The organism is Mycolicibacterium pallens (assembly GCF_019456675.1).
Lineage (GTDB): Bacteria > Actinomycetota > Actinomycetes > Mycobacteriales > Mycobacteriaceae > Mycobacterium > Mycobacterium crocinum.
Map to the genome: position 1 here is coordinate 3,588,018 of NZ_CP080333.1, position 22,567 is coordinate 3,610,584.

At 67.4% G+C, this 22,567-nt stretch carries 20 protein-coding genes; 6 read left to right on the plus strand and 14 right to left on the minus strand.

Translation table 11 applies throughout. The annotated features are described in order from the left end of the window. Positions 1-13: 13 nt before the first annotated feature. The 4 genes from K0O64_RS17625 to K0O64_RS17640 form a co-directional block, all read right to left on the minus strand. Complete coding sequence (locus tag K0O64_RS17625) at positions 14-1,513, minus strand: glutamate synthase subunit beta (protein ID WP_071943714.1); 1,500 nt, start codon at positions 1,511-1,513, stop codon at positions 14-16. Then, entirely contained in the window at positions 1,506-6,050 is a 4,545-nt protein-coding gene (gene gltB / locus K0O64_RS17630; protein WP_220045620.1) for a glutamate synthase large subunit, read from the minus strand. The genes K0O64_RS17625 and gltB overlap by 8 nt, the downstream gene beginning before the upstream one ends. 150 nt (positions 6,051-6,200) lie before the next feature. Beyond that, the gene (locus K0O64_RS17635) at positions 6,201-6,611 is read right to left on the minus strand and encodes a DUF2752 domain-containing protein (RefSeq protein WP_220045621.1); all 411 of its coding nucleotides are present in this window, start codon (positions 6,609-6,611) and stop codon (positions 6,201-6,203) included. After that, positions 6,604-6,999, minus strand: a complete 396-nt coding sequence (locus K0O64_RS17640; RefSeq protein ID WP_071943708.1) for a TM2 domain-containing protein — start codon at positions 6,997-6,999, stop codon at positions 6,604-6,606. Before K0O64_RS17640 ends, K0O64_RS17635 begins: the two co-directional genes overlap by 8 nt. Positions 7,000-7,083: 84 nt before the next feature. Between K0O64_RS17640 and K0O64_RS17645 the strand changes: the two genes are divergently transcribed. After that, positions 7,084-7,905 carry a hypothetical protein gene (locus tag K0O64_RS17645; protein ID WP_096311668.1) on the plus strand — a complete coding sequence of 274 codons (822 nt, stop codon included), beginning with the start codon at positions 7,084-7,086 and terminating at the stop codon, positions 7,903-7,905. Here the strand turns inward: K0O64_RS17645 and K0O64_RS17650 are convergent. From K0O64_RS17650 to K0O64_RS17665, 4 genes are all read right to left on the minus strand, one after another. After that, positions 7,902-9,269, minus strand: a complete 1,368-nt coding sequence (locus tag K0O64_RS17650) for an FAD-containing oxidoreductase (protein ID WP_220045622.1) — start codon at positions 9,267-9,269, stop codon at positions 7,902-7,904. The two genes, K0O64_RS17645 and K0O64_RS17650, sit on opposite strands and share 4 nt — an antisense overlap. Next, positions 9,266-9,766 carry a DUF4126 domain-containing protein gene (locus tag K0O64_RS17655; protein ID WP_220045623.1) on the minus strand — a complete coding sequence of 167 codons (501 nt, stop codon included), beginning with the start codon at positions 9,764-9,766 and terminating at the stop codon, positions 9,266-9,268. The genes K0O64_RS17650 and K0O64_RS17655 overlap by 4 nt, the downstream gene beginning before the upstream one ends. A gap of 66 nt (positions 9,767-9,832) precedes the next feature. Beyond that, positions 9,833-10,687 carry an ATP phosphoribosyltransferase gene (gene hisG / locus K0O64_RS17660; protein ID WP_071949760.1) on the minus strand — a complete coding sequence of 285 codons (855 nt, stop codon included), beginning with the start codon at positions 10,685-10,687 and terminating at the stop codon, positions 9,833-9,835. Between the two features lie 11 nt (positions 10,688-10,698). Further along, positions 10,699-10,980 carry a phosphoribosyl-ATP diphosphatase gene (locus K0O64_RS17665; protein WP_071943700.1) on the minus strand — a complete coding sequence of 94 codons (282 nt, stop codon included), beginning with the start codon at positions 10,978-10,980 and terminating at the stop codon, positions 10,699-10,701. 54 nt (positions 10,981-11,034) lie between these two features. Between K0O64_RS17665 and K0O64_RS17670 the strand changes: the two genes are divergently transcribed. Beyond that, on the plus strand, positions 11,035-11,622 hold the full coding sequence (locus K0O64_RS17670; protein ID WP_220045624.1) for a hypothetical protein: 588 nt from the start codon (positions 11,035-11,037) through the stop codon (positions 11,620-11,622). Here the strand turns inward: K0O64_RS17670 and K0O64_RS17675 are convergent. Together K0O64_RS17675 and K0O64_RS17680 are read right to left on the minus strand one after the other, a co-directional pair. Further along, the gene (locus tag K0O64_RS17675) at positions 11,619-12,266 is read right to left on the minus strand and encodes a DUF3298 domain-containing protein (protein WP_220045625.1); all 648 of its coding nucleotides are present in this window, start codon (positions 12,264-12,266) and stop codon (positions 11,619-11,621) included. The two genes, K0O64_RS17670 and K0O64_RS17675, sit on opposite strands and share 4 nt — an antisense overlap. A gap of 10 nt (positions 12,267-12,276) precedes the next feature. After that, positions 12,277-13,548, minus strand: a complete 1,272-nt coding sequence (locus tag K0O64_RS17680; protein ID WP_225933479.1) for a hypothetical protein — start codon at positions 13,546-13,548, stop codon at positions 12,277-12,279. 95 nt (positions 13,549-13,643) lie between these two features. Here K0O64_RS17680 and K0O64_RS17685 point away from each other — a divergent pair, with 95 nt between their 5' ends. Beyond that, positions 13,644-14,747 carry an AfsR/SARP family transcriptional regulator gene (locus K0O64_RS17685; RefSeq protein WP_071949757.1) on the plus strand — a complete coding sequence of 368 codons (1,104 nt, stop codon included), beginning with the start codon at positions 13,644-13,646 and terminating at the stop codon, positions 14,745-14,747. Between the two features lie 30 nt (positions 14,748-14,777). On the opposite strand, the gene K0O64_RS17690 is transcribed toward K0O64_RS17685, so the two are convergent. After that, positions 14,778-15,245 carry a hypothetical protein gene (locus K0O64_RS17690; protein WP_071943696.1) on the minus strand — a complete coding sequence of 156 codons (468 nt, stop codon included), beginning with the start codon at positions 15,243-15,245 and terminating at the stop codon, positions 14,778-14,780. A gap of 92 nt (positions 15,246-15,337) precedes the next feature. Between K0O64_RS17690 and K0O64_RS17695 the strand changes: the two genes are divergently transcribed. After that, positions 15,338-16,177 carry a serine hydrolase gene (locus tag K0O64_RS17695; RefSeq protein ID WP_156909737.1) on the plus strand — a complete coding sequence of 280 codons (840 nt, stop codon included), beginning with the start codon at positions 15,338-15,340 and terminating at the stop codon, positions 16,175-16,177. On the opposite strand, the gene K0O64_RS17700 is transcribed toward K0O64_RS17695, so the two are convergent. From K0O64_RS17700 to K0O64_RS17710, 3 genes are all read right to left on the minus strand, one after another. Next, positions 16,169-17,539, minus strand: a complete 1,371-nt coding sequence (locus tag K0O64_RS17700) for a serine/threonine-protein kinase (protein WP_071943694.1) — start codon at positions 17,537-17,539, stop codon at positions 16,169-16,171. The genes K0O64_RS17695 and K0O64_RS17700 overlap by 9 nt on opposite strands. Positions 17,540-17,787: 248 nt before the next feature. Beyond that, a complete protein-coding gene (locus K0O64_RS17705) occupies positions 17,788-19,257 on the minus strand; it encodes a sugar porter family MFS transporter (RefSeq protein WP_071943692.1) in 1,470 nt (489 codons plus the stop codon). A gap of 87 nt (positions 19,258-19,344) precedes the next feature. Next, on the minus strand, positions 19,345-20,028 hold the full coding sequence (locus K0O64_RS17710; RefSeq protein ID WP_071943690.1) for an HAD family hydrolase: 684 nt from the start codon (positions 20,026-20,028) through the stop codon (positions 19,345-19,347). A gap of 77 nt (positions 20,029-20,105) precedes the next feature. Here K0O64_RS17710 and gnd point away from each other — a divergent pair, with 77 nt between their 5' ends. Together gnd and zwf are read left to right on the plus strand one after the other, a co-directional pair. After that, complete coding sequence (gnd, locus tag K0O64_RS17715; RefSeq protein ID WP_071943688.1) at positions 20,106-21,119, plus strand: phosphogluconate dehydrogenase (NAD(+)-dependent, decarboxylating); 1,014 nt, start codon at positions 20,106-20,108, stop codon at positions 21,117-21,119. Continuing rightward, positions 21,119-22,510: a glucose-6-phosphate dehydrogenase gene (zwf, locus tag K0O64_RS17720; protein ID WP_220045626.1), complete on the plus strand. Its 1,392-nt coding sequence runs from the start codon at positions 21,119-21,121 to the stop codon at positions 22,508-22,510. Before gnd ends, zwf begins: the two co-directional genes overlap by 1 nt. The last annotated feature ends 57 nt before the right edge of the window (positions 22,511-22,567 follow it).

Below are 22,567 nucleotides of genomic sequence, written 5' to 3' on the forward strand. Positions count from 1 at the left end.
GCACGCTATTCACTCAACTGACAGCCAACGGCAATTGGTGCGGCCGGACCGGCTCGGGGAGATCGGACTCACCCATCAGATACGCGTCGACCGCATGCGCGGCGGCACGGCCCTCAGCGATCGCCCACACCACCAGCGACGCGCCTCGGTGGGCGTCACCGCAAACAAACACGCCGGGCGCGTCGGTCTGCCAATCCGATCCGCAGCCGATGACTCCCCGCGGGCTCAACGCGATACCGAGGTCGTCGAGAAGTGGCATGTGCTCGACCCCTTCGAAACCGATGGCCAGCAGCGCCAGATCACAGGGGATCTCCAGCGTGTCGCCGACCGGCGTGATGACCCGTCTGCCGTCGACCCGCTCGACCTTGACTTCGGCGATCTCCATCGCCCGCAGATTGCCGTCGTCGTCACCGACGAAGCGCTGCACCGCGACCTGATAGTGGACCGTGCCGCCTTCGGCGTGGGCCGGCGAGGTACGCAGCACCAGCGGCCAGGTCGGCCACGGGCTCAGTTCGTCGTCGCGAACCTCCGGCGGCTGCGGGTTGTAGTCCAGCTGGGTCACCGATGCCGCGCCCTGGCGGTGCGCGGTGCCCAGGCAGTCGGCGCCGGTGTCGCCGCCACCGATGATCACCACGTGCTTGCCCTTGGCGGACAGCGGCGACGGTCCGTCGCCCTCGCATTCCCGGTTGGCCGGGACCAGATGCTCCATCGCCAGGTGCACGCCCTTGAGGTGGCGGCCCTCGACGTCGTTGTCGCGTCCGCGCAACGCCCCGACGGCCAGCACGACGGCGTCGAACCGGTTGCGCAGCTCCTCCACCGAAACATCCACGCCCACTTCGCAGTCGGTGACGAATCGGGTTCCCTCGGCACGCATCTGGGCCAGCCGCTGGTTCAGCGTGGCCTTCTCCAGCTTGTATTCCGGGATGCCGTAGCGCAGCAGGCCCCCCAGCCGGTCGTCGCGTTCGTAGACGGTCACGTGGTGCCCGGCGCGGGTCAGCTGCTGCGCGGCGGCCAGCCCCGCGGGACCGGAACCCACCACCGCGACATTGCGGCCGGTGCCGATCGCGGCCGGCTGCGCCTCGACGATGCCGAGCCGCCACGCCTGGTCGGCGATGGTGTTCTCGATGCGTTTGATCGTCACGCTGCCGCCGGTCTGGTCTTCGGCGATCGACAGCACGCAGGCCGCTTCGCACGGCGCCGGGCACAGCCGCCCGGTGAACTCGGGGAAGTTGTTGGTGGCGTGCAGGCGCTCACTGGCCGCATCCCAGCGGCCCCGACGGACCAGGTCGTTCCATTCCGGGATCAGGTTGCCCAGCGGGCACCCCGCAGTTCCGGAGTGGCAGAAGGGTATTCCGCAGTCCATGCAGCGACGCGCCTGCTGGGCCACTTCCCCGGCTCGCTCTTTGGGGTCCTGGCGCTCGTAGACCTCGCGCCAGTCGCCGACCCGCTCGTCGACGGTCCGCTTGGCGGCCTCGATCTTGGGAACCTTCAGAAATCCGGTGGGGTCAGCCACGAGTTGCCTCCATGATCGCGGTGTCCACGTCACGCCCTTCGGCCTTGGCCATCCGGGTGGCCTCCAGGACTCGTCGGTAGTCGGTGGGCATGATTTTGGTGAATTGTGCGCTGCGCCTTGGCCAGTCGGAAAGCACCGAGCGGGCCAGCGTGCTGCCGGTGTGGCGTGCGTGGCGCGTCACCACGTCGTGCAGCCACACCAGGTCGTCGGGATCCGGGACCTGGAGTTCGACCATTGCGGTGTTGACCATCGCCGGGTCGAGCCCCAGCACATAGGCGATACCACCGGACATTCCGGCCGCCATGTTGCGGCCGGTGCGGCCGAGGATGACGACGCGCCCGCCCGTCATGTACTCGCAGGCGTGGTCGCCGACGCCTTCGGTCACCGCGAGCGCACCGGAGTTACGGGCGGCGAACCGCTCCCCGACCCGGCCGCGCAAGTACACCTCGCCCGACGTCGCCCCGTACAGCAGGGTGTTGCCGGCGATCACGTTGTCCTCGGGCAGGAACAGCACGTCGTCCGGCGGGCGGACGATCACCCGGCCGCCGGAAAGCCCCTTGGCCACATAGTCATTGGCGTCACCGATGAGGTCGAGCGTGATACCGGGCGGCAGGAACGCCCCGATCGACTGGCCGGCCGAGCCGGTGAGCGTGATGTGGATGGTGTCATCCGGCAGACCCTGTGCGCCGTAGCGCCGGGTGACCTCGGAGCCCAGCAGCGTGCCGACGGTGCGGTTGACGTTGCGCACCGGCAGTTCCAGGCGAACCGGGTGGGCATCCTCCAGCGCTCCCTCGGCCAGCGCGATCAGGGTCTGGTCGAGGGCGTGCTCGAGGCCGTGCTCCTGGTCGCGCACGCGCCGACGCTCGCTGTGCGACGTCTGCGGCACCGCGAAGATCGGGCTCAGGTCCAGACCCTTGGCCTTCCAGTGCGCCACCCCGTCGGCAGTGTCGAGCACCTCGGCATGGCCGACCGCCTCGTCGATGCTGCGGAAGCCGAGTTCGGCCAGCATCGCCCGCACGTCCTCGGCGATGAACCTGAAGAAGTTCTCCACGAATTCCGGCTTGCCGTTGAAACGTGCTCGCAATTCCGGGTTTTGGGTGGCCACTCCGACCGGGCAGGTGTCGAGGTGGCAGACCCGCATCATGATGCAGCCGGCCACCACCAGCGGTGCAGTGGAGAAACCGAATTCCTCGGCACCCAGCAGTGCGGCAACCATGACGTCGCGCGCGGTACGCAGGCCACCGTCACACTGCACGGTGATGCGGTCGCGAAGCCCGTTGAGCATCAACGTCTGCTGGGTGTCGGCCAGGCCGATCTCCCATGGCGCCCCGGCATGCTTGAGACTGGTCAACGGCGCCGCACCGGTGCCGCCGTCGTAGCCGGAGATCAACACGACGTCGGCGTGTGCCTTGGACACCCCGGCCGCCACGGTGCCGACCCCGACCGAGCTGACCAGCTTGACGTGAATCCGCGCCTGCGAGTTGGCGTTCTTCAGGTCGTGGATCAGCTGCGCCAGGTCCTCGATGGAGTAAATGTCGTGGTGTGGCGGCGGCGAGATCAGGCCGACACCCGGCGTGGAGTGCCGGGTCTTGGCGATGTTCGGATACACCTTGAAGCCGGGCAACTGGCCGCCCTCTCCCGGCTTGGCACCCTGGGCCATCTTGATCTGAATGTCCGTCGCGTTGACCAGGTAGTCGCTGGTGACACCGAAACGGCCGGACGCCACCTGCTTGACGGCGCTGCGCCGGCGCGGGTCGTAGAGCCGGTCTTCATCCTCCCCGCCTTCGCCACTATTCGACCGGCCACCAAGGTTGTTCATGGCGATCGCCATGGTCTCGTGGGCTTCCTGCGAGATCGAGCCGTAGCTCATCGCACCGGTGTTGAAGCGGGCGCAGATGGCGTCGACGGATTCCACCTCGTGCAGCGGAACCGGCGGCCGCAGCCCTTTTTTGAAGCTGAACAGGCCGCGCAGCGTTCCGCCCTCGCGGGAGAGCCGGTTGACCTCCTCGGAGTATTTGGCGAAGACGTCGTTTCGCCCGGTGCGCGTCGAATGCTGGAGCAGGAAGACGGTTTCCGGGGTGAACAGGTGCAGTTCGCCCTCGCGGCGGAACTGGTACTCACCGCCGACCTCGAGCCTGCGGTGCACCCGCTCGGTCGGATTCTCCGGATAGGCGCGGCGGTGCCGCTGCTTGACCTCGTCGGCCAGCACGTCGAGCCCGACGCCGCCGAGTTGGCTGACGGTGCCCGTCAGATATTCGTCGACCACGTCTTTGGACAGTCCGATGGCCTCGAAAGCCTGTGCGCCCGTGTACGAGCCGACGGTGGAGATGCCCATCTTGCTCATCACCTTCATCACGCCCTTGCCGAGCGCCTTGAGGTAGTTGCGCACCGCGGTGCCGGCATCGATTCCGGTGAGCTCGCCTTCGCGGATGAGGTCCTCGATCGACTCGAAGGCCAGATACGGGTTGACCGCGGCCGCCCCGTAACCGATCAGCAGTGCGATGTGGTGCACCTCGCGGGCGTCTCCGCTTTCCACCACCAGCGCGACCATGGTCCGCTGCTTGGTGCGCACCAGGTGGTGGTGCACCGCGGCGACGGCCAACAGCGACGGGATCGGCGCCCGGGTGTGGTCGGAGTCGCGGTCGGAGATCACCAGGGTGCGAGCACCTTTGGCGATCGCGTCACAGGCCTTGTGCCGCAACTCCTCGATGGCCTCGGCCAGGCCTTCCCCGCCGCGCTCCACATCGTAAAGTGCCCGCAGCACAGCGGCTTTGAGACCCGGCTGCTCGCCGTCGTCGTTGATGTGGACGATCCGGTTCAGCTCGTCGTTGTCCAGCACCGGGCCATGCAGAAGGATCTGGCGGCAGGAGGCGGCGGTGGGTTCGAGCAGATTCTGCTCGGGACCCATGACGCGGGCCATCGAGGTGACGATCTCCTCGCGGATGGCGTCCAACGGCGGATTGGTCACCTGGGCGAACAGTTCGACAAAGTAGTCGTAGATCAGCTTCGGTCGCTGCGACAGAACGGCCACCGGGGTGTCGGTACCCATCGAGCCGAGCGGCTCCTGACCCGCGGCCGCCATCGGCGTGAGCATGATCCGCAGGTCTTCTTCGGTGTAACCGAACGCGATCTGGCGGCGCACCACGGATTCGTGGTTCGGCGATACCCGGGTCCGGGGCGGCAGGGTGGCCAGGTCGAGCAGGCCGGCGTGCAGCCATTCGGCGTACGGCTGTTCGGCGGCCAGCTGATCCTTGATCTCGTCATCGCTGACGATCCGCCCGGCGGCGGTGTCGATGAGGAACATCTTGCCCGGTTCCAGGCGCCCCTTGGCCACCACTTCACCCGGCGGGATGTCGAGTACGCCGCTTTCACTGGCGAGGATCACCCGGTCGTCGATGGTGCGCCACCACCGCCCGGGCCGTAACCCGTTGCGGTCCAACACCGCTCCGACGACGGTGCCGTCGGTGAATGTCACGCAGGCCGGGCCGTCCCACGGCTCCATCAGCGACGCGTGGTACTGGCAGAACGCCCGGCGGGCGGGGTCCATGCTCGCGTTGTTCTCCCACGCCTCGGGGATCATCATCATCACCGCATGTGGCAGGCTGCGGCCGCCGAGGTGTAGCAGCTCTAGTACCTGGTCGAAGGACGCGGAGTCGGAGGCATCGGGTGTGCAGATCGGCGAAAGTCGGCTCAGGTCACCGGGAATCGTGGCGCTGGCGAGCATAGCTTCCCGCGCGTGCATGCGGTTGCGGTTGCCACGCACGGTGTTGATCTCGCCGTTGTGGGCGACGAACCGGAACGGGTGCGCCAGCGGCCACGACGGGAAGGTGTTGGTGGAGAAGCGGCTGTGCACGATCGCGATCGCGCTGCGGCAGCGTTCGTCTCGCAGATCGGGAAAGTACTGCGGCAGCTGCATTGTGGTGAGCATGCCCTTGTAGGCGATCGTACGGCTGGACAGCGACGGGAAATAGACACTGCCCTGTTCGGCCCGCTTGCGCAGCGGGTACACCAGGCGGTCGAGGTCGATCCCGCCGGGGCGGGCACCATTTCGCGCGGGCGCGGCGACGAACAGCATCGACATGTGCGGCATACAGCCCAGCGCGGTCGCGCCGACTTCAGCTCCGTCGGGGTCGACCGGAACGGTGCGCCAGCCGAGGACCTCGATGCCCTCCTCGGACGCGATGGCCTCGATGCGTTCGACGGCGGCCCGCCGATCCGCCGGGTCTTGGGGCAGGAAGCAGATACCGGCCGCAAAGGTATTGCACCCGTTGGGTGTTGGTGAGGGCAGCTCGAAGTCGACAACGTCGGTGAGCAATTCGACCGGCAACTGCAGCAGGATGCCTGCGCCGTCTCCGCTGTTGGGTTCGGCGCCCGCGGCGCCGCGGTGTTCGAGGTGCTCCAGCGCGGTCAGTCCGTCAGCGACGATCTGGTGCGACCGCCGGCCCTTGATGTCGGCCACCATCGCCACACCGCACGAGTCGGACTCGTGTTGTGGGTCGTAGAGACCCTGCGCTTCGGGAAGTGCTGAGAACAGCATTCCACGCTCCTCCGCGGTCGGTCATGCGGCGGGAAGGTGGGGTGCGCGTTGCGCAGGATGTGTGGCCTTGCCGCAGTCTGACGTGTGATGTCTCAGGACTGCACCGGCCCGATGAATTTCAGGCTCCAGTGTATCAGCGCGGTTACAGCGCTACTGCCCAATTAATGTGGGCACCAGCGGAAAGCCGGGCAGGTTCCGGATCACTGTCCAGCTGAGGGCCGCGACCGCGACCATCACGATCGCCGACGGCGGAAAGGCCCGCTCCCCTCGCCGGATCCGCCAGATGGCCCAGATCGCCAGCAGGGGTAGGCCGACCAGGAGGAAGACATTGTCGACGATGGCCGCGCCGACGTCGCCGTGCAGCAGGTCGTGGGTCATCCGAAGGCCGCCGCAGGCGGGGCAGTTCCAGCCGGTGAGCAGCCGGAACGGACACGGCGGGAACAGCGAGCCGGGCCGGTGCGGGTCGGCGAAGCCGACGTAGGCGAGCGCACCGACGGCCAGCGCGCCCGTACCGATCCCGGTGTAGAGCCGGGTTGTGCGACGGTGGTGAACGTTATCCATCGCGCAGGGGGCGCCCCTGCGGGTCGCGGACCTTGTCGGTGAGGATCAGGATGCCGTCCACGATGCCCCAGACGACCGCACCGATCCCGCACGTGACGAGGCCGACAAGCAGCTGGGCGATACCGAGGCCGGTGTAGCCGAGGTAGATGCGGCCGATCCCGACGAGGCCGAACAACCCGAGCAGTTGCAGCAGGCCGGCGACGACTTTGGATTTGTCCGACAGCGGTTCGCCGGTGACCGGATGACGCCCGAACGGGGCCGAGGGGTCGACGTAGCCACCCGGGCCCGGATACTGCGGCGGCATCGGGTAACTCGGCGGAGCCTGGTAGTTGGGCGGCGGTACGCCCTCGGTGCCTCCGAACTGCGGCTCAGTCATGCCCAACAGCATGCCAGAGCGGGCGCAAACCCAGAAGAGTACGAATTTGTCGGTTCCGTCAGTTACCCGTACGGCGGGGCAATAATCTCTCCCGTTATGAACCGGTACTTCTCGATCGCGCTCAGCGCAGTGACGGCCGGCGCCATGGGGTTCGCCGGCGCCCCCACGGCCCATGCCAGCTGCGCATCGTTGTTCGGCTTCGGCAACAGCGCCCAGTGCACCAGCAGTCCCACCACGATCGCGATCGCGCTCGGGTCGGGGGCGTCAGCACGCGCCGAGGGCGCCCTCGGTGCCGCGCTCGCCCTCGGCGACGGCGCCTTCGCCGGCGCGTTCGGCTGGTTTGGATCTGCGACTGCGCTCGGCAACGGCAGTAAAGCGGTCACCACCAGTCTGGGTCTGGCGCTCTCGGCCGGGCCCAACGCCGACACTCACGCCGGCGCTGCCCCGTCCGAGGTGTTGAACCTCGCGGTCTCCATCGGAAGCTCCAACGCCGAAGCACTGGGGGTCGGCAACGTCGCTGTGAATCTGTTCGGTGGCGGCTCGGAGGTGCTCAGCTTCGGCTCCGGCAATGCCGCCTTCAACACCGGCGACCAGAGCTTTGTCCACGCATTCGGCACGCTCAGCAGCGCGACCAACCTCGGGACCTACAACGCGTTCTTGGTGACGACAACACAAGGCACGGCGAACTCTGTCTTCAGCGTTCTGGGCTACAACAATAAGGTCCAGGCGGGCGACGGCCCCCTCGCCGTCGCCGGCTCGTTGTTCGCCAGCAACCAGTTCCTCCTGAAGTCCGGACCTGGCTTCAACATCAACGGCGTCAAGGCAGGCGGCGCCGCCGCCACACCGCCGCCGGCCGCAACGGGCGCCAAACACACTGCGGCCAAAGGGCTTGCCGGCAGCAAGCGCAAGCACGCCTAGGTCAGCGGGGTCATCTCCTGCAGCATGGTGGGTACCAGCTCGCTGACCGTCGGGTGGATGTGCATGGTGCGCGATATCGCCGTGTAGGGCTTCTTGGCGGACATGATGTCGAGGATCGAATGGATGACCTCGTCACCGCCGACGCCGAGGATGGCGGCGCCGAGAATCTCTTCGGTGTCGGCGTCGACGACGACCTGCATGAAGCCTTGGGTCTCACCTTTTTCCACAGCCCGGCCGACCCTGGTCATCGGCCGCTTGCCCACCAAAGCCCGCCGTCCGGACTTGCGCACCTGGTCGACGGTCATACCGGCCCGACCGAGCGGTGGGTCGATGTAGAGCGCGTACGTCGGCACCCGGTCGCTGACCCGCCGCGGGTCGTTGTCGAGCAGGTTGGCCGCCACGATCTCGTAGTCGTTGTACGAGGTGTGGGTGAAGGCGCCCTTGCCATTACAGTCCCCCATCGCCCAGATGTGCTCGGCGGTGGTGCGCAGTTGGTCGTCGACGACGATGTAGCCGCGGCTGTCCACCTCGACCCCCGCCCGGTCCAGGCCGAGGTCGTCGGTGTTGGGTTGGCGACCCACCGCAACCAGCAGGTGTGAGCCCACGATGGGCTGCGCCCCCGCAGCGGGAACCACGTCGAAGCCGTTGTCGCGCTTGCTGAATCGAAGGTCCGATGCGCCGGTGACGACCGTGATGCCTTCGTCGGTGAGAATCTCCTCGATGGCCGCGGAGACGTCGGAGTCTTCACGTGGCGTAAGCCGAGGTCCCCGCTCGAGCACGGTGACGCGCGCGCCGAACCGGCGATACATCTGGGCGAACTCGAGGCCGATGTAGCTGCCGCCGACGATCACCAGATGTTCGGGCAGGGTGTCGAGTTCGAGGATGCCGACATTGGTCAGGTAGTCGATGTCGGCCAGCCCCGGCAGGTCGGGCGCCACCGCCCGGCCACCGACGTTGAGGAAGATCCGGCCGGCGGTCAGGACGTCGTCGCCGACGCGGATGGTGTGCGGGTCGGAGAACCGGGCGTGGCCGCGGATCAGCGTGCATCCCGGCATACCCTCGATCCACGACTCCACGCCGCTGCGATCGCCGAGCACGATTCCGTCCTTGCGCGCCTTGACCTTTGCCATGTCGACCGAGATGTCACCGGTGAACACCCCATAGTCGGCGCCGCGGCGCGCGGCGTGGGCGGTGTGCGCGCTGGCCACCAGAGTCTTGGTGGGAATGCAACCGGAGTTGACGCACGTTCCGCCGACGAGTTTGCGTTCGATCACCGCGACGGTCTGGCCCGCGTCGGTCAGCCTTCCCGCCAACGGCGGACCGGCCTGGCCCGCACCGACGATGATCGCATCGAAATGGGTCACGCCAGGCTCACGCCGGCGAAGTAGACGATGAGGAACCCGCCGATGATCGCCACCGCATCCTCAAGAAGAGCGGCCGGACGGTCCTTGCCGAACTTCGCGGCGAGCGCGCCACGCGCGGCAGCACCGCCCATGGTGCCGAGAACCGCGCCGATCATGCCGGCGCCGATGCCGCTGAAGATGTGACCGAACGGGGTGCCGATCACCGCACCGGCAAGCGCGCCAATCACGATGCGCGCACCGAACTGCGAGGGCACCCTGCGACTGGGCGTCTTGGGCAGCTGATCGGTGACGAGTTCGCCGAGCGCGAGAAGGCTCAACACGATCACCGCGATGATGTTGCCGAGCCACGACGACCACTGGCCGTGCGGGGCATCAGCGAGATTGATCCAGCCGAGCATCGCGCCCCAGGCCAGAACTGCGAGCGGCGTCATCGCGCGCACACCTGCCACGATGCCGATGAGTAGTGCGAACAACAGTGCGAGAAGCACGTAATTCATGGCAGCCCTTCGACCGGAGGTGTCGTAAAGGACGCTAACACCGCCGACTGTCCGCCGCGGAACGAATCAGAAGCGGCAGAACCTGATGTCGGAGGCCAGAATCGCCTTGGCCCCGATCGCCGCGAGCTCGTCCATGATCGCGTTGACGTCGCGACGCGGCACCAGGGCGCGCACCGCCACCCAGTCCGGGTCGGCCAGCGGCGCGATCGTGGGCGACTCCAGGCCGGGCGTGATTTCGGTGGCTCGTTCGAGCACCGAACGCGGACAGTCGTAGTCGAGCATCAGGTACTGCTGGCCGAACACCACGCCCTGGACGCGAGCGGCCAGTTGATCACGCGCGGCCCGGTTCGCGTCGTCGCCGTTGCCCGCCCGCTCGATCAGGACCGCTTCCGAATCACACAGCGACTCACCGAAAGCGACCAGATCGTGTAGCCGCAGCGTCCGTCCGGAACCCACCACGTCGGCGATCGCATCAGCCACACCCAGCTGGATCGAGATCTCGACAGCACCGTCCAGCCGGATCACCGTCGCTTCAATCCCCCTGCCCGCCAAGTCTTTTCGGACCAGATTCGGGTAGGCGGTGGCGATGCGCTTGCCCGCCAGGTCGGCGACCGTCCACTGCCTCCCCGCCGGGGCGGCGTACCGGAAGGTGGACGAACCGAAGCCCAGGGCCAGCCGCTCGGTCACCGGGGCGTCGGATTCGGCGGCCAGATCCCGGCCGGTGATCCCGAAGTCGAGCTGCCCGGACCCCACATAGATCGCGATGTCCTTGGGCCGCAGGAAGAAGAACTCGACGCCGTTGACCGGGTCGATGACGGTGAGATCCTTCGGATCGGTGCGCCGGCGGTAGCCGGCCTCCGACAGGATCTCGGCAGCCGATTCGGACAGCGCTCCCTTGTTCGGGACGGCAACACGCAACATGGCAGCCACGGTCAGAGCTTCCGGTAGATGTCGTCGAGGGTCAGTCCGCGGGCCACCATGAGCACCTGCGCCCAATACAGCAGCTGGCTGATCTCCTCGGCCAGCGCCTCGTCGGATTCGTGTTCGGCGGCCAGCCAGACTTCGCCGGCCTCTTCGAGGATCTTCTTACCGAGGGCGTGCACACCGCCGTCGAGGGCGGCGACGGTGGCGCTGCCCGCGGGCCGGGTCCGGGCTCGCTCCCCCAGTTCGGCGAACAGTTCCTCGAAGGTCTTCACGGCCTGCGATTGTTCCATGCGGGCCGATGCGCCGTCACGGCGGTTTCCGGTGCGGTACTACTCTGACGTCTCGTGCGAGGATCCCGGCCACTGTTCGTCCTGGGCGCCGCGGTGGTGGCCCTGGCCGGCTGTTCCAACCCGATCGTCACCACCAAGGAGACCAGCGAGCAAACCGCTCCACCGGTCGCTGCCACAACGTCGGCTCGCCCCAGCAATGACAAGCTGGTCAACGCGTTCGATTTCTACACCAGGACCGACGACGTCCGCTCGGGCTACTACTTCGCCAGCCCGAGCGGCAGCTGGCGCTGCGTGATCGTCCCCCGCACCTGGGCCGGTTGCCAGTCGAGTTCGGGAACCGGGCGGATCGGCGTCACGGGTGCACCGGACACGGTGACCGACGCCGATGGGCAAAGCGCCGCCCCCAACTCGATCGTGGTGGGCACACAAGAAGATCCGCAGTTCGCTTCGCTGCCGGCCGAGCAATTCAAGCAGCCGTCGGGAACACCGAAGACGTTGCCGTTCAACAAGATTCTCGCGGCTGCGGGATTCCGCTGCAACATTTCGCAGCAGACGGGCATCTCGTGCATGAGCGAACAGACCGGCAAGGGCTTCACCTTCTCCACCACCGGGGCCAGCTGGCAGTACACCGACGTCCCCTAGGCCAACAGCGCGGCCAGCTCCGACCGGGGTACCGACACCGAGCGCGGGCCCACATGCAGGAAATCCTGATCGATGAAGATCACCACCGCGTCGTCGGTGAGCGCGAAGTTGCGGTAGCCGTGCACACCGAAGTCGTCCGGCGCCGGCAGATTCGGCGCCGCGGCGTGCACGTCGGCCGGCGTCGTGCCCGGCTTGAACAATGACGCGAACGTGATCGGAGCGCCGCGGCCCAGGTCGTAGCTGAACGCGGTGTACGAGGTGGCCGGACGGCCCTCGTTGGCCGCGCCCGAATCGTTCTGGGCGGCGAACACGACGCTTTCGGTGCCCGCCGATTGGTAGGGCTTGCCGGTGATCGTCAGCTCGTAGCCCGACTCTCTGCCGGTGGGCGGAAACGTCGCCGCGTAGTCGGCCATCCGGTCGCGTTCACCGGTCAGGTAGCTCGCAACCGCCTGCTGGTCGGGATAGCCGACCGGGAAACTGGCGTGGAACCGGAAACCGGCGTCGGCGCGGTCGATATGGCACTGCGCCGAGGCGTCCACCGTGCCACCGAGATCTGTGCACGCCGACTGCGCCGCGACCGCGGGGACCATGCCGAATCCGGCCACCCCAGCGAGCAGTACAGCGACTGCCGTCCACTTGATCATGACGGTCTCCTTATCCCGGGTAGATGATCGCGCGTTGAACGGAGCCGCCGTTGACCTTCGGCCCGAGCAGAACTTCGGCAGTGTTGGCCGCCGGGTCGAAGGCGAGCAGGGATGTGCCCGGGCCGCAGCCGGCGTGGCCTTCGACGATCAACTTGTCGCCGGTCGCACCGACGACGCCCACGCTGGAATTGCCGAGGATTGGAATTGTCACCGGCGTGGTGTGCATGTCAGCAGTCAGCTTCGAAACGAAGACCGTGCCGCACGCTCCCAGCGACTGGAGATACGTACCGCTGGGCAACTGCCAGGCAGCCGCATCGTGCAGGTCGCGGCCGAATCCGGAATCCTGTTGACCGGTGTTGGGTGCGGTCAGCGCGGCCGGTTGGCCGCCGTCGGTAGGAACAGTCCAGAGTTGGTCGCCCTTGGCGGCCACGTCGGTGCAATCGGCGAGCACCACCGACGGGGTCCACCACCGAACCGGCCGGCATGAGGTGATCGAGTCCGGCACCGGCAGCGTCCGGCTCACGACCCCGTCCTCGCCGAGCATCACCATGCCCTTGTCGCCGCTGGCCACCAGTTGGGTGCGGTCCGACGAGGACAGGAAGCTGCCGGTGAACCTGCCTGCGGCACCGAGATCGGTGGGATAGCGCACCTGCTCGGCACCGTTCAGGTCGACCCGCCGCAGCGCGGACTTCTCGGTGAACCCGGGCGCTAGCAGGACCGATCGATCGGTCGGCCCGGCGTACTCCCCGGCGACGGCGGCGGGAACCTCAAAGGCGACGTGGACGCCCGTGGTCAGGTCGATATCGGTGAAGGTGGTTCGCACCTCGGGCGCGCTGGGATCGGCGCAGTGCCAACCCTGTGCGTCATGCGTTTGCGGGCACCTGTCGACCTCCTGGAGCAGGGCGTGCCGGCCGTCACGTGACCAGTCCGCCAGGCCGACGGGATGCCCGGGGTTGTCCCTGGCGGGGTCGGCACCGACGACGGGGAGACTGCCGACGGCGTAGCGCTTCCCGTTCGGGTCGAGCAGGAACAGCGTGGACGGTGCGACGCGGGGTTCGCCGTCGGGCACTTGCTCGCCGGGCCGCCGCCCCGGGACCGGGTTCCAGGCGGCGAGCATCCAACCGGCGCCGACCTTCTCCCACGGGACCTGGGCGGCGGTCATCTCGGCGCCGGGGTCGGCCGGACTGGGCGCCACCGAGCAGGTCATCAGGCCGGTCGCGACGGCGATCACCGCGGCGCCGGCCAATGCCCGGTGGAGGCTGGGGGTGACTCGTGCGGTCATGGCGTTTTCCGTTCTTCGGGCCGCTGCTGCGGCCGATCGAGACGAGTTTCGAGCGGAGCGCTTGGAGGATTCTCAAATGGCGTCACAATGTGCCCATGGCGACGGCGGATCTGGGTTTCGGCCTACTGGGTCCGTTGCACCTGACCGTTGGCGGCGCGTCAGTCGCGCCGGGCACACCGAAGCAGCGCGCGATATTGGCGATGCTGCTGATCAACCGCAACCGCACGGTCAGTGCCGACGGGCTGATCGACGCCGTGTGGCAGGAGTCGCCGGCGGCCGCGGTCCGGGCGAGCCTGCACTCCTATGTGTCGAATCTGCGTCGCCTGCTCGGCGGTGGTCAGGATGTGTGGGCGAACTCGCCGCCGGGCTATCGGCTCACCGTCGCCGACGGTGACTGCGATCTCGACCGCTTCCTCGCCGAGAAGACCGCTGGACTTCAGGCCGCCGCGGCGGGCAATTTCGGCGAGGCCGGTACGCGGCTGTCCGCGGCGCTGGCGCAGTGGCGCGGACCGGTGCTCGACGATCTGCGGGACTTCGCCTTCACCGAGGCGTTCGCCGCCGCCCTCACCGAAGACCGGGTCCTGGTGCAGACCGCGCACGCTGAGGCCGAGATCGCTTGCGGCCGAGCCGTTTCGGTGATCGGCGAGTTGGAGGCCCTGGTCGGCGAACACCCGTATCGCGAGCCGCTGTGGGTACAGCTGATCACCGCGTACTACATCAGCGAACGTCAATCGGATGCGCTCGCCGCCCATCGCAGGCTGAAGCGGCTGCTGGCCGACGATTTGGGTATCGATCCCGGGCCGACGGTGAACGAGCTCAACGAGCGAATCCTGCGCCAGGAGCGCCTCGATGTGGGCCAGGCGGCCAGGGCGACCGCGGTGCACACCCTGACCACGTCGGGCAGCGCCGAGTCTGCCGTCGCCGCCCTGCGCGACGGCACCGGTCAGCGACATGTGCTGCACGGGGCGGTCACTCGCATCGGTCGCCTGCCCGACAACGACATCGTGCTCAACGATCCCGACGTCAGCCGGCATCACGCGGTGATCGTCGACACCGGCAGCAGTTTCGTGATCACCGACGTGCGGTCGGCGAACGGCGTGCACGTACAGGGTCAGCGGCTGCGGCCCAGCACGACGCTCGCCGACGGCGACCGAATCGTGATCTGCGGCCACGAGTTCACCATCGAAATCGATCGGTGAACTGACGGGCTCGCTTGCCGATTCGATCCTTCAGTTCGTGCCCGGGTAGCACGTCCCGGCAGGCCAGGCCCAGACGTCGCGCACCGCTTGCGGCACCGGGCAGGGTTGCTTGCCCGCCCGGATGGGGCCGTAGCCGACAGCGATGGGTAGCCATGTCGTTCCCGGTTGGGCGCCCTTGCGAAAGACCATGTAGCTGTTCTGGTCCTGCAATTGGATCGCGGCCTCTTCCGTGGTGGGATTCCACAATTGCGCAGCCGCCCAGTAGTAGGTGTTCACCGGGTTGGGGTCGAACGCGTAGTAGGTGTAACCCGGCCGCAGTTCTCGGAACTCCGAGGCCGGCCGTCCGGTCAGCGCGGCACCGGCCTGGATCAGCTCGGCGCGGACAGCGTCGGTCATCGGCAGGTTCACCACGGAATCGTCGGGGCACGCGTGCCCCGCAGGGCTGAAGGTCATGGCCGCCACAATGACGCCCATCGCGGCTGTGCTCTTGGTGATCATGTCGGCAAGCTTCCGGCGGAGGCCTTGGAGGATTCTCAAAGGATCTCTCGGTGTCGTTGACAGCCGGACGGCGCGTACCGGATGGTCGACCCATGACAGCTGCTCGCGGCCGACACCGGGTGTGGCTGGTCGCCGGTATCGCGCTGTTCGGCACGCTGGCGCTGGCCGCGGGAATCGTCATCGGCACGCACGTGCCGCGTCGCGCGCCGGACGACTCACTGGCCGCCGCTTTCGCTCGGCTGCAAGCGTCGCTGCATGCGACGGTCGGCATCGCGATCGGTCCCGTCGGTAGTGGTCAGGAACCGCTGGTATTGGGTGACTTTCGCAGTGGGGCAGCGTGGTCGACGATCAAGGTCCCGCTGGTCATCGCGGCGTTGCGTGCCGAGAATCCGCCCGTCGTGACGCCCGCGATGACCGCCGCGATCACCGAATCCGACAATGCGGCAGCGGAATCCTTGTGGACCGGGCTCGGTGATCCCACCGGGGCCGCGCAGGCGGTGGACGCGGTGCTGCGACAGGCGGGTGATCCGACCTCGGTTGAGTCGCGACGAATCCGGCCGGAGTTCAGCGCTTTCGGCCAGACAGAGTGGGCGTTGGCCGACCAGGTCCGGTTCGTCTCGGCGGCGTGGTGTGACAGGTCGAACGCTCCGGTCTTCGCGTTGATGGGGCAGGTCGACGCCGCGCAGCGTTGGGGTATCGGCGTGGTCGACGGTGCCCGGTTCAAGGGTGGCTGGGGTCCGTCGGTGACCGGCGGTTACCTGGTGCGCCAAGTGGGGGTGCTGGTCACACCCGCTGGAGCGACCGCGATTGCGCTTGCCGCACAACCAGATTCGGGTCGGTTCGAAGACGGTACCGCCGACCTGTCGACGATCGCCGACTGGCTGATGTCGCATCGCGCGGCGCTGCCCACCGGCAGCTGCGCCTCACCATAGGTAAACGCGGGCGTTGTTTCCGCCGGTACACGTGATCCAGTTGTCGCCCGGGTACTGCTGGCATTGCACGACGAAGTTCGAGCCATTGCACTGCGCGCCGGGCACGCTGCGGCAATCGACTGCACCCGGCGCCGACACCGCCCGAGGGATGCCATTGGCGTTGCCATACTGAGCCCAGTACGACGTCAGCACACTCTTGGTGAAAAGGCATGTCGTTTCGGCGGTTCCGCGCCCGGCGTGGGTGCCGAACCCGCCGGCATTCGGCAACGTGAACCCGTCGTCGCACGACTGGTGCAGGGCGCTCTGGTCCGGTCCGGGCACCACCTCGGCGGTCTTGGCGACCGGACCCATCGCCTGCCCCGAATTGTCCCGGGCCAGCAGCCCGATGATCACGCCGATGCCACCCAGAATCAGCGCTGCCGCAACGGCGATCGCGGTCGGCAGCAGCCAGGAGCGACGCCCGCGCTCCGGCGTGGTCGTGGTGGTCGCTTCGGCGGGCGGCGGCGAGGTGGCCGTCGGCGTCGTGTGCGGCGCGGTCACCGCGTACTGCAGGGCGCGCTGGGCCGCGCGGCCGAGACCACCCGCGGTTCCATACCGATCGTCGGGATCCTTGGCCATTCCGCGGGCGACCACGTCGTCGAACGCCGCGGGGATCCGCGGATTCACCGTCGACGGCCGTGGCGGCGACGCCGTGAGGTGCGCCCCGACCTGACTTTCGAGGCTGTCGCCGGGAAACGGTGTCTCGCCCGTCAGCATCTCGTACATCACGCAGGTCAGCGCGTAGACGTCGACCGCGGGGGTGGCCGGTTCGCCGTTGAACCGCTCGGGCGCCATGTATTTCAGGGTGCCGATCTGGCTGCCGGCCTCGGTGAGCCGAGTGGCGCCCTTGGTCTCGGCGATGCCGAAGTCGACCAGGTAGGCGAAATCGGCCGGGGTGACGATGATGTTCTCTGGCTTGACATCCCGGTGGATCAGGCCGGCAGCGTGCGCGGCATCGAGAGCGGCGGCCATCTGCGTGATGATGCCGACTGCCCGCGCGGGCGCCAGCGGCCCCTCTGCGATCAGCTCCGCCAGGGTGTGCCCCTGCACCAAACGCATGTCGATGTAGAGCCTACCGTCGATCTCACCCCAGTCGTGGATCGGAATGACATGCGGTTCTTGCAGAATGGCCGCGGCCTGAGATTCCCGCTGAAACCGGGCACGAAAAGCCGGATCGTGAGAAACCCCGTCGGACAGGATCTTCAACGCGACGGTACGGCCCTTGACGGTGTCATAGGCCTCGTACACCTCGCCCATGCCGCCGCGGCCGAGCAAACGCGTGATCGTGTACGTGCCGAACGACGTCCCATCGCGCGGTTCCACAGACGCAGTATGTCCTGACGGACCGTTCTTTGCCGCGGTAATCGGGCGAGACCTTTTCGACGAGAGCCTTCCCGAACCGTTGCCCCGCCGAGCGTGTAACTCGTCGTCGAACAATCGCGCTATCGCGTCGAAAACCGACACGCTCGGCGCCCTTCGACCGGCGAGACCACTGGTTGTGCGGTTTCGTACGCGACTCGCCAATCGCGGCGTATCGGATCGCACACCCGCGGCCGGTGCGCTCGCGCTAGCTAGCCGGAGTGCGCGGGCGGCTTGTCCTCGTGCAGCAGCTCGGCGTGCATGTCCTCAAGCGAGACACCCTTGGTCTCCTGGACCCACTTCCACACGAACAATCCCGACAGCACCGCGCACAGCCCGTAGAACCCGTACGCCAGGCCCAGGTGGTTGCGCAGACCGGGGAACGTGACGGTGATCAACCAGTTCGCCGCCCACTGCCCCGCCGCCGCCAGGCCGAGCGCGGCCGCACGGATGCGGTTCGGGAACATCTCACCGAGCAGCACCCAGACGACCGGCCCCCAGGACATGCCGAACGCCACCACGAAGAGGTTCGCAGCGATCAAGGCGATGACCCCGGATGCGCCCGGCAGGTTGGGCTTTCCGTCGACGAGAGTCGCGTTGGCGAAGATGACCGCCATCGTGATGAGCGTGACGGCCATGCCCGACGAGCCGATCAGCAGCAGCGGCTTGCGCCCGATCTTGTCGATCAACGCGATGGCGATCAGCGTGGTCGCCACGTTCACCACCGAGGTGATCACGGTGTAGATGGCCGACTGGTCGGCGTCGAATCCGACGGCCTGCCACAGCACATTCGAGTAGTAGAAGATCACATTGATCCCGACGAACTGCTGGAAGATCGACAGGCCCAAGCCAACCCACACGATGCCGTACAGCCCGCCGGTGGGCTTGCGCAGATCCCGCCACGACGGCTTGTCCTCGCGCTCGAGCGTCTCGCGGATGCGGCTGATGGTGATCTCGAGGTTCTTCTCACCCAGCAGCATGGTCAGCACGCGGCGCGCCTCGGGAATCTTGTGGCTGGCCACCAGATACCGCGGGGATTCCGGAATCGTGAACGCCAACGCCCCGTAGAGGATCGCAGGCGCGGCCATCGCCAGGAACATCCATCGCCACGCGTCGAGCCCGAGCGCCAGTTCCTTGTTCGGGCCACCGGCGGCGTGCTGGAGAAGCCAGTTCACCGCGAACGACAAGAAGATGCCGGACACGATGGCCAGTTGCTGCAGGGAGCCGAGCCGGCCGCGGATGCGCGGCGGGGAGGTTTCGGCGATGTAGGCCGGGGCGATCACCGAGGCGATGCCGACGCCGATACCACCGACGATCCGGAAGATGACGACGGTCGCGACGTTGGGCGCCAGGCCCGTGCCAATGGCGCTGATGAGGAAGAACACCGCCGCGATCTTCATGACCGAGATGCGGCCGATGCGGTCGGCGATCCGGCCTGCGGACATCGCACCGGCGGCGGCGCCGAGCAACGCCGACGCGACGGCGAAGCCGAGCTCGGCGTTCCCGATGCCGAAGTCTTCCTGGATCGAGTCGACGGCGCCGTTGATCACCGCGCTGTCGTAGCCGAACAGCAGACCGCCCAGGGCGGCCACCGAGGCTATCCGTACCGCCGTACCACCCGACGAGAATTCCGCATCCTCTAATCCCGTGGGTGAGTCGCTGGTGGGTCCTTGGCCGGCCATGAGGCGTCCTTTCCGCAGCACTGCGAAACCTGGTGGCAACTACGATTGCACAGTCGCAGCCGCCCCACGCCGATATCGGTCAGCCGTTCACGCTGAGCGCTCGCGCAGCCCCAACTGCAGCTCTGTGTAGATCTGTCGCAGCTGCGGGATGCCCAAGCCGGCGAGCGACGAAACGTGGCGGCGACGGACGCTGACCGGCACCTCGACCTCGTTGGGCACCACCAGCACTGGGCAGCCCGCCGCTTCGGCGGCCGCCGTGCCGGTGGTCGAATCCTCGATCGCCAGACAATCCTCGGCGCTCACGCCGAGCAGTTCGGCCGCGCGCAGGTAGACATCCGGCGCGGGTTTACCCTCGGGCACCTCGTCACCGCAGACGGTGACTGAAAAGTAGTGCCGGCCAATGCTATTGAGCGCATTCTCGGTCAGCCCCCGGCGGGTGTTGGTCACCAGTGCCATCGGCACCCCCGCGGCCAGCAGCGCGTCGAGCAGTTCCTGAGCGCCCGGACACCACGGCAGCCCGGTGGTGAACAGTTCTCCGACATAGTCGTGCATCCAGTCGGCAACCTCGGCCATGTGTTCCGGATCGGGCTCCAGACCGAGGTCGGCGAACACGATGCGGATCACCCCATCGGCCGACCCGCCCACCGTGGCGTCGCGGACTTCGGGTGGCAATACCCGGCCGTGGCGGGAGTACAGCTCGTTGATCGCGACATCCCACAGCTTTTCGGAGTCGACGAGAGTGCCGTCCATGTCCCACAAGACCGCTCGCACGCCACCGATTGTGCCATGGGAGCGGCGATGACTTCGAATCCGGCGAGTTTGCTGCGCCGGATCACTAGGGTGGCGCTATGCAACTGGGAATGGTCGGCTTGGGTCGTATGGGAGCGAATCTGGTTCGGCGGCTGATGCGGGGCGGCCATAGTTGCGTTGTCTACGACGTGAACCCGGCCGCGGTCAGCCAGTTGGAAGCCGAAGGCGCCACCGGCGCGGCCAGCATCGAGGAATTCGTCGCACAACTCGATGGCCCGCGGGCGATCTGGCTGATGCTGCCCGCCGCAATCGTCGACTCGACCCTGGACACCCTCGTCCCGCTGCTGTCAGCCGGGGACACCGTGATTGACGGGGGTAACTCGTACTACCGCGACGACATCACCCGCGCTCAGAAGCTCGCCGAAAGTGATCTGCATTACGTCGATTGCGGCACCAGTGGCGGCGTGTGGGGGCTGGACCGCGGCTACTGCTTGATGATCGGCGGCGAGACGGACGTGGTCGCGCGCCTCGATCCCATCTTCAAGACCATCGCACCGGGCGTCGGTACCGCCGAACCCACCCCGAGCCGGCCGGCGGACGCCCCCGGAACCGCACCGGAGGGCTACCTGCACTGCGGACCCAACGGCGCCGGGCACTTCGTGAAGATGGTTCACAACGGTGTCGAGTACGGGATGATGGCGGCGATCGCCGAAGGGCTGAGCATCATCAAGCACGCCAACGCGGGCACGGTCGATCGCGTGGTCGATGCCGAGACCACTCCCCTGCGCGATCCGTGGGCCTACCAGTACGACATCAACGTCGGCGAGGTCGCCGAAGTCTGGCGCCGCGGGTCGGTGGTCGGCTCCTGGTTGGTGGACCTGACCGCGGACGCGTTCGCCGCGTCGCCCGACCTCGCCCAGTTCTCCGGGCGGGTATCGGATTCCGGTGAGGGACGGTGGACGGTGCTGGCCGCAGTGGACGAAGGCGTTCCGGCCCCGGTCATCACGACCGCGCTCTACGAGCGTTTCCAATCCCGACAGCTCGGCGAGTTCACCGACCAGATCTGTTCGGCGATGCGCAGCGAGTTCGGCGGCCACGCGGAGAAGAAGTGATGCCGGTGAACGCCTCTGCCGCAGATGTTTTGGTGATCTTCGGCATCACCGGAGACCTGGCCAGGAAGATGACGTTCCGGTCGCTGTACCGCCTGGAGCGGCGCGGTCTGCTCGATTGCCCGATCGTCGGCGTCGCTCTCGACGACTGGTCCGCCGACACCCTGCGCGAGCATGCCCGGGCCGCCATCGAGGCCACCGGCGAACCGGTGGACGACGACGTGTTCGCCCGGTTCGCTGCTCGGTTGTCCATGGTGTCCGGCGATTTCGCCGACGCGGGGACCTATCAGAAGGTCGCCGCAGCCATCAGTGGACGCAGCAACCCGGTGTTCTATTTGGAGATCCCGCCCTCGCTGTTCGGCCGGGTCGTGGACGGCCTCGCCGGCGCCGGCCTGACCGGGAACGCCCGGGTCGTGGTGGAAAAGCCGTTCGGACATGATCTTTCGTCGGCCAAGGCGCTCAACGACCAGTTGAGTGCTCACCTGCAGGAGTGGCAGATCTACCGCATCGACCACTTCCTGGGCAAAGAGCCGGCGATGGACATCCGCTATATCCGGTTCTCGAATTCGATCATTGAGCCGCTGTGGAATCGCGACCGCATCGAGGCCGTGCAGATCACGATGGCCGAGAACTTCGGGGTGGAGGACCGCGGCCACTTCTACGACCCGGTCGGGGCGCTGCGCGACGTCGTGCAGAACCATCTGCTGCAGTTGATCGGGCTGATCGCCGCCGAACCGTCCAGTGGCGGCCCGGACGGCTTCCGCGACAAGCGGGTCGAGTTGTTCAAAAGCATTCGTCCGGCCGACCCCAAGCACTACGTGCGCGGCCAGTACGCCGGGTACCTGGCGGTCGACGGTGTCGCGCCCGACTCGCAGACCGAGACCTTCACGGCGCTGAAGCTGTACATCGACAACTGGCGTTGGTCGGGTGTGCCCTTCTTCATCCGGGCAGGCAAGGCTCTGCCGGTGCGCGCCACCGAAATTCGGGTGATCTTCAAGCGCCCGCCAGAGCTGCCGTTCTTGCCGAAGATCCACGAACAGAACGAGCTGATCTTCCGGATCGACCCGAACCCCGGCGTGGACCTGGTGTTGCAGGCCAAGGAATCCGGCGCCGACACCACCCGCGCCGTCAACCTCTGCCTGGTGTTTGCCGACGAAATGGCCGAAGCTCCCGAACCGTACGAACGCCTGCTGGGCGACGCCATGCACGGTGACTCGAGCCAGTTCATCCGCGAGGACGGCGTGGAGGAAACCTGGCGGATCGTGCAGCCGCTGCTTGATTCACCGCCGCCGGTGGAGGTCTACGAGCAGGGCTCGTGGGGACCGTCGGGAGCCGACAAACTCGTCGCCGGATATCCGGGCTGGCGTCAGCCCTGGCTGCCCGCCCACCAGTGAGCACGGCCGAGCAGAACCGCCTCGACGAGGCCGCGCCCTGGCGGCGTTGGGGAACGT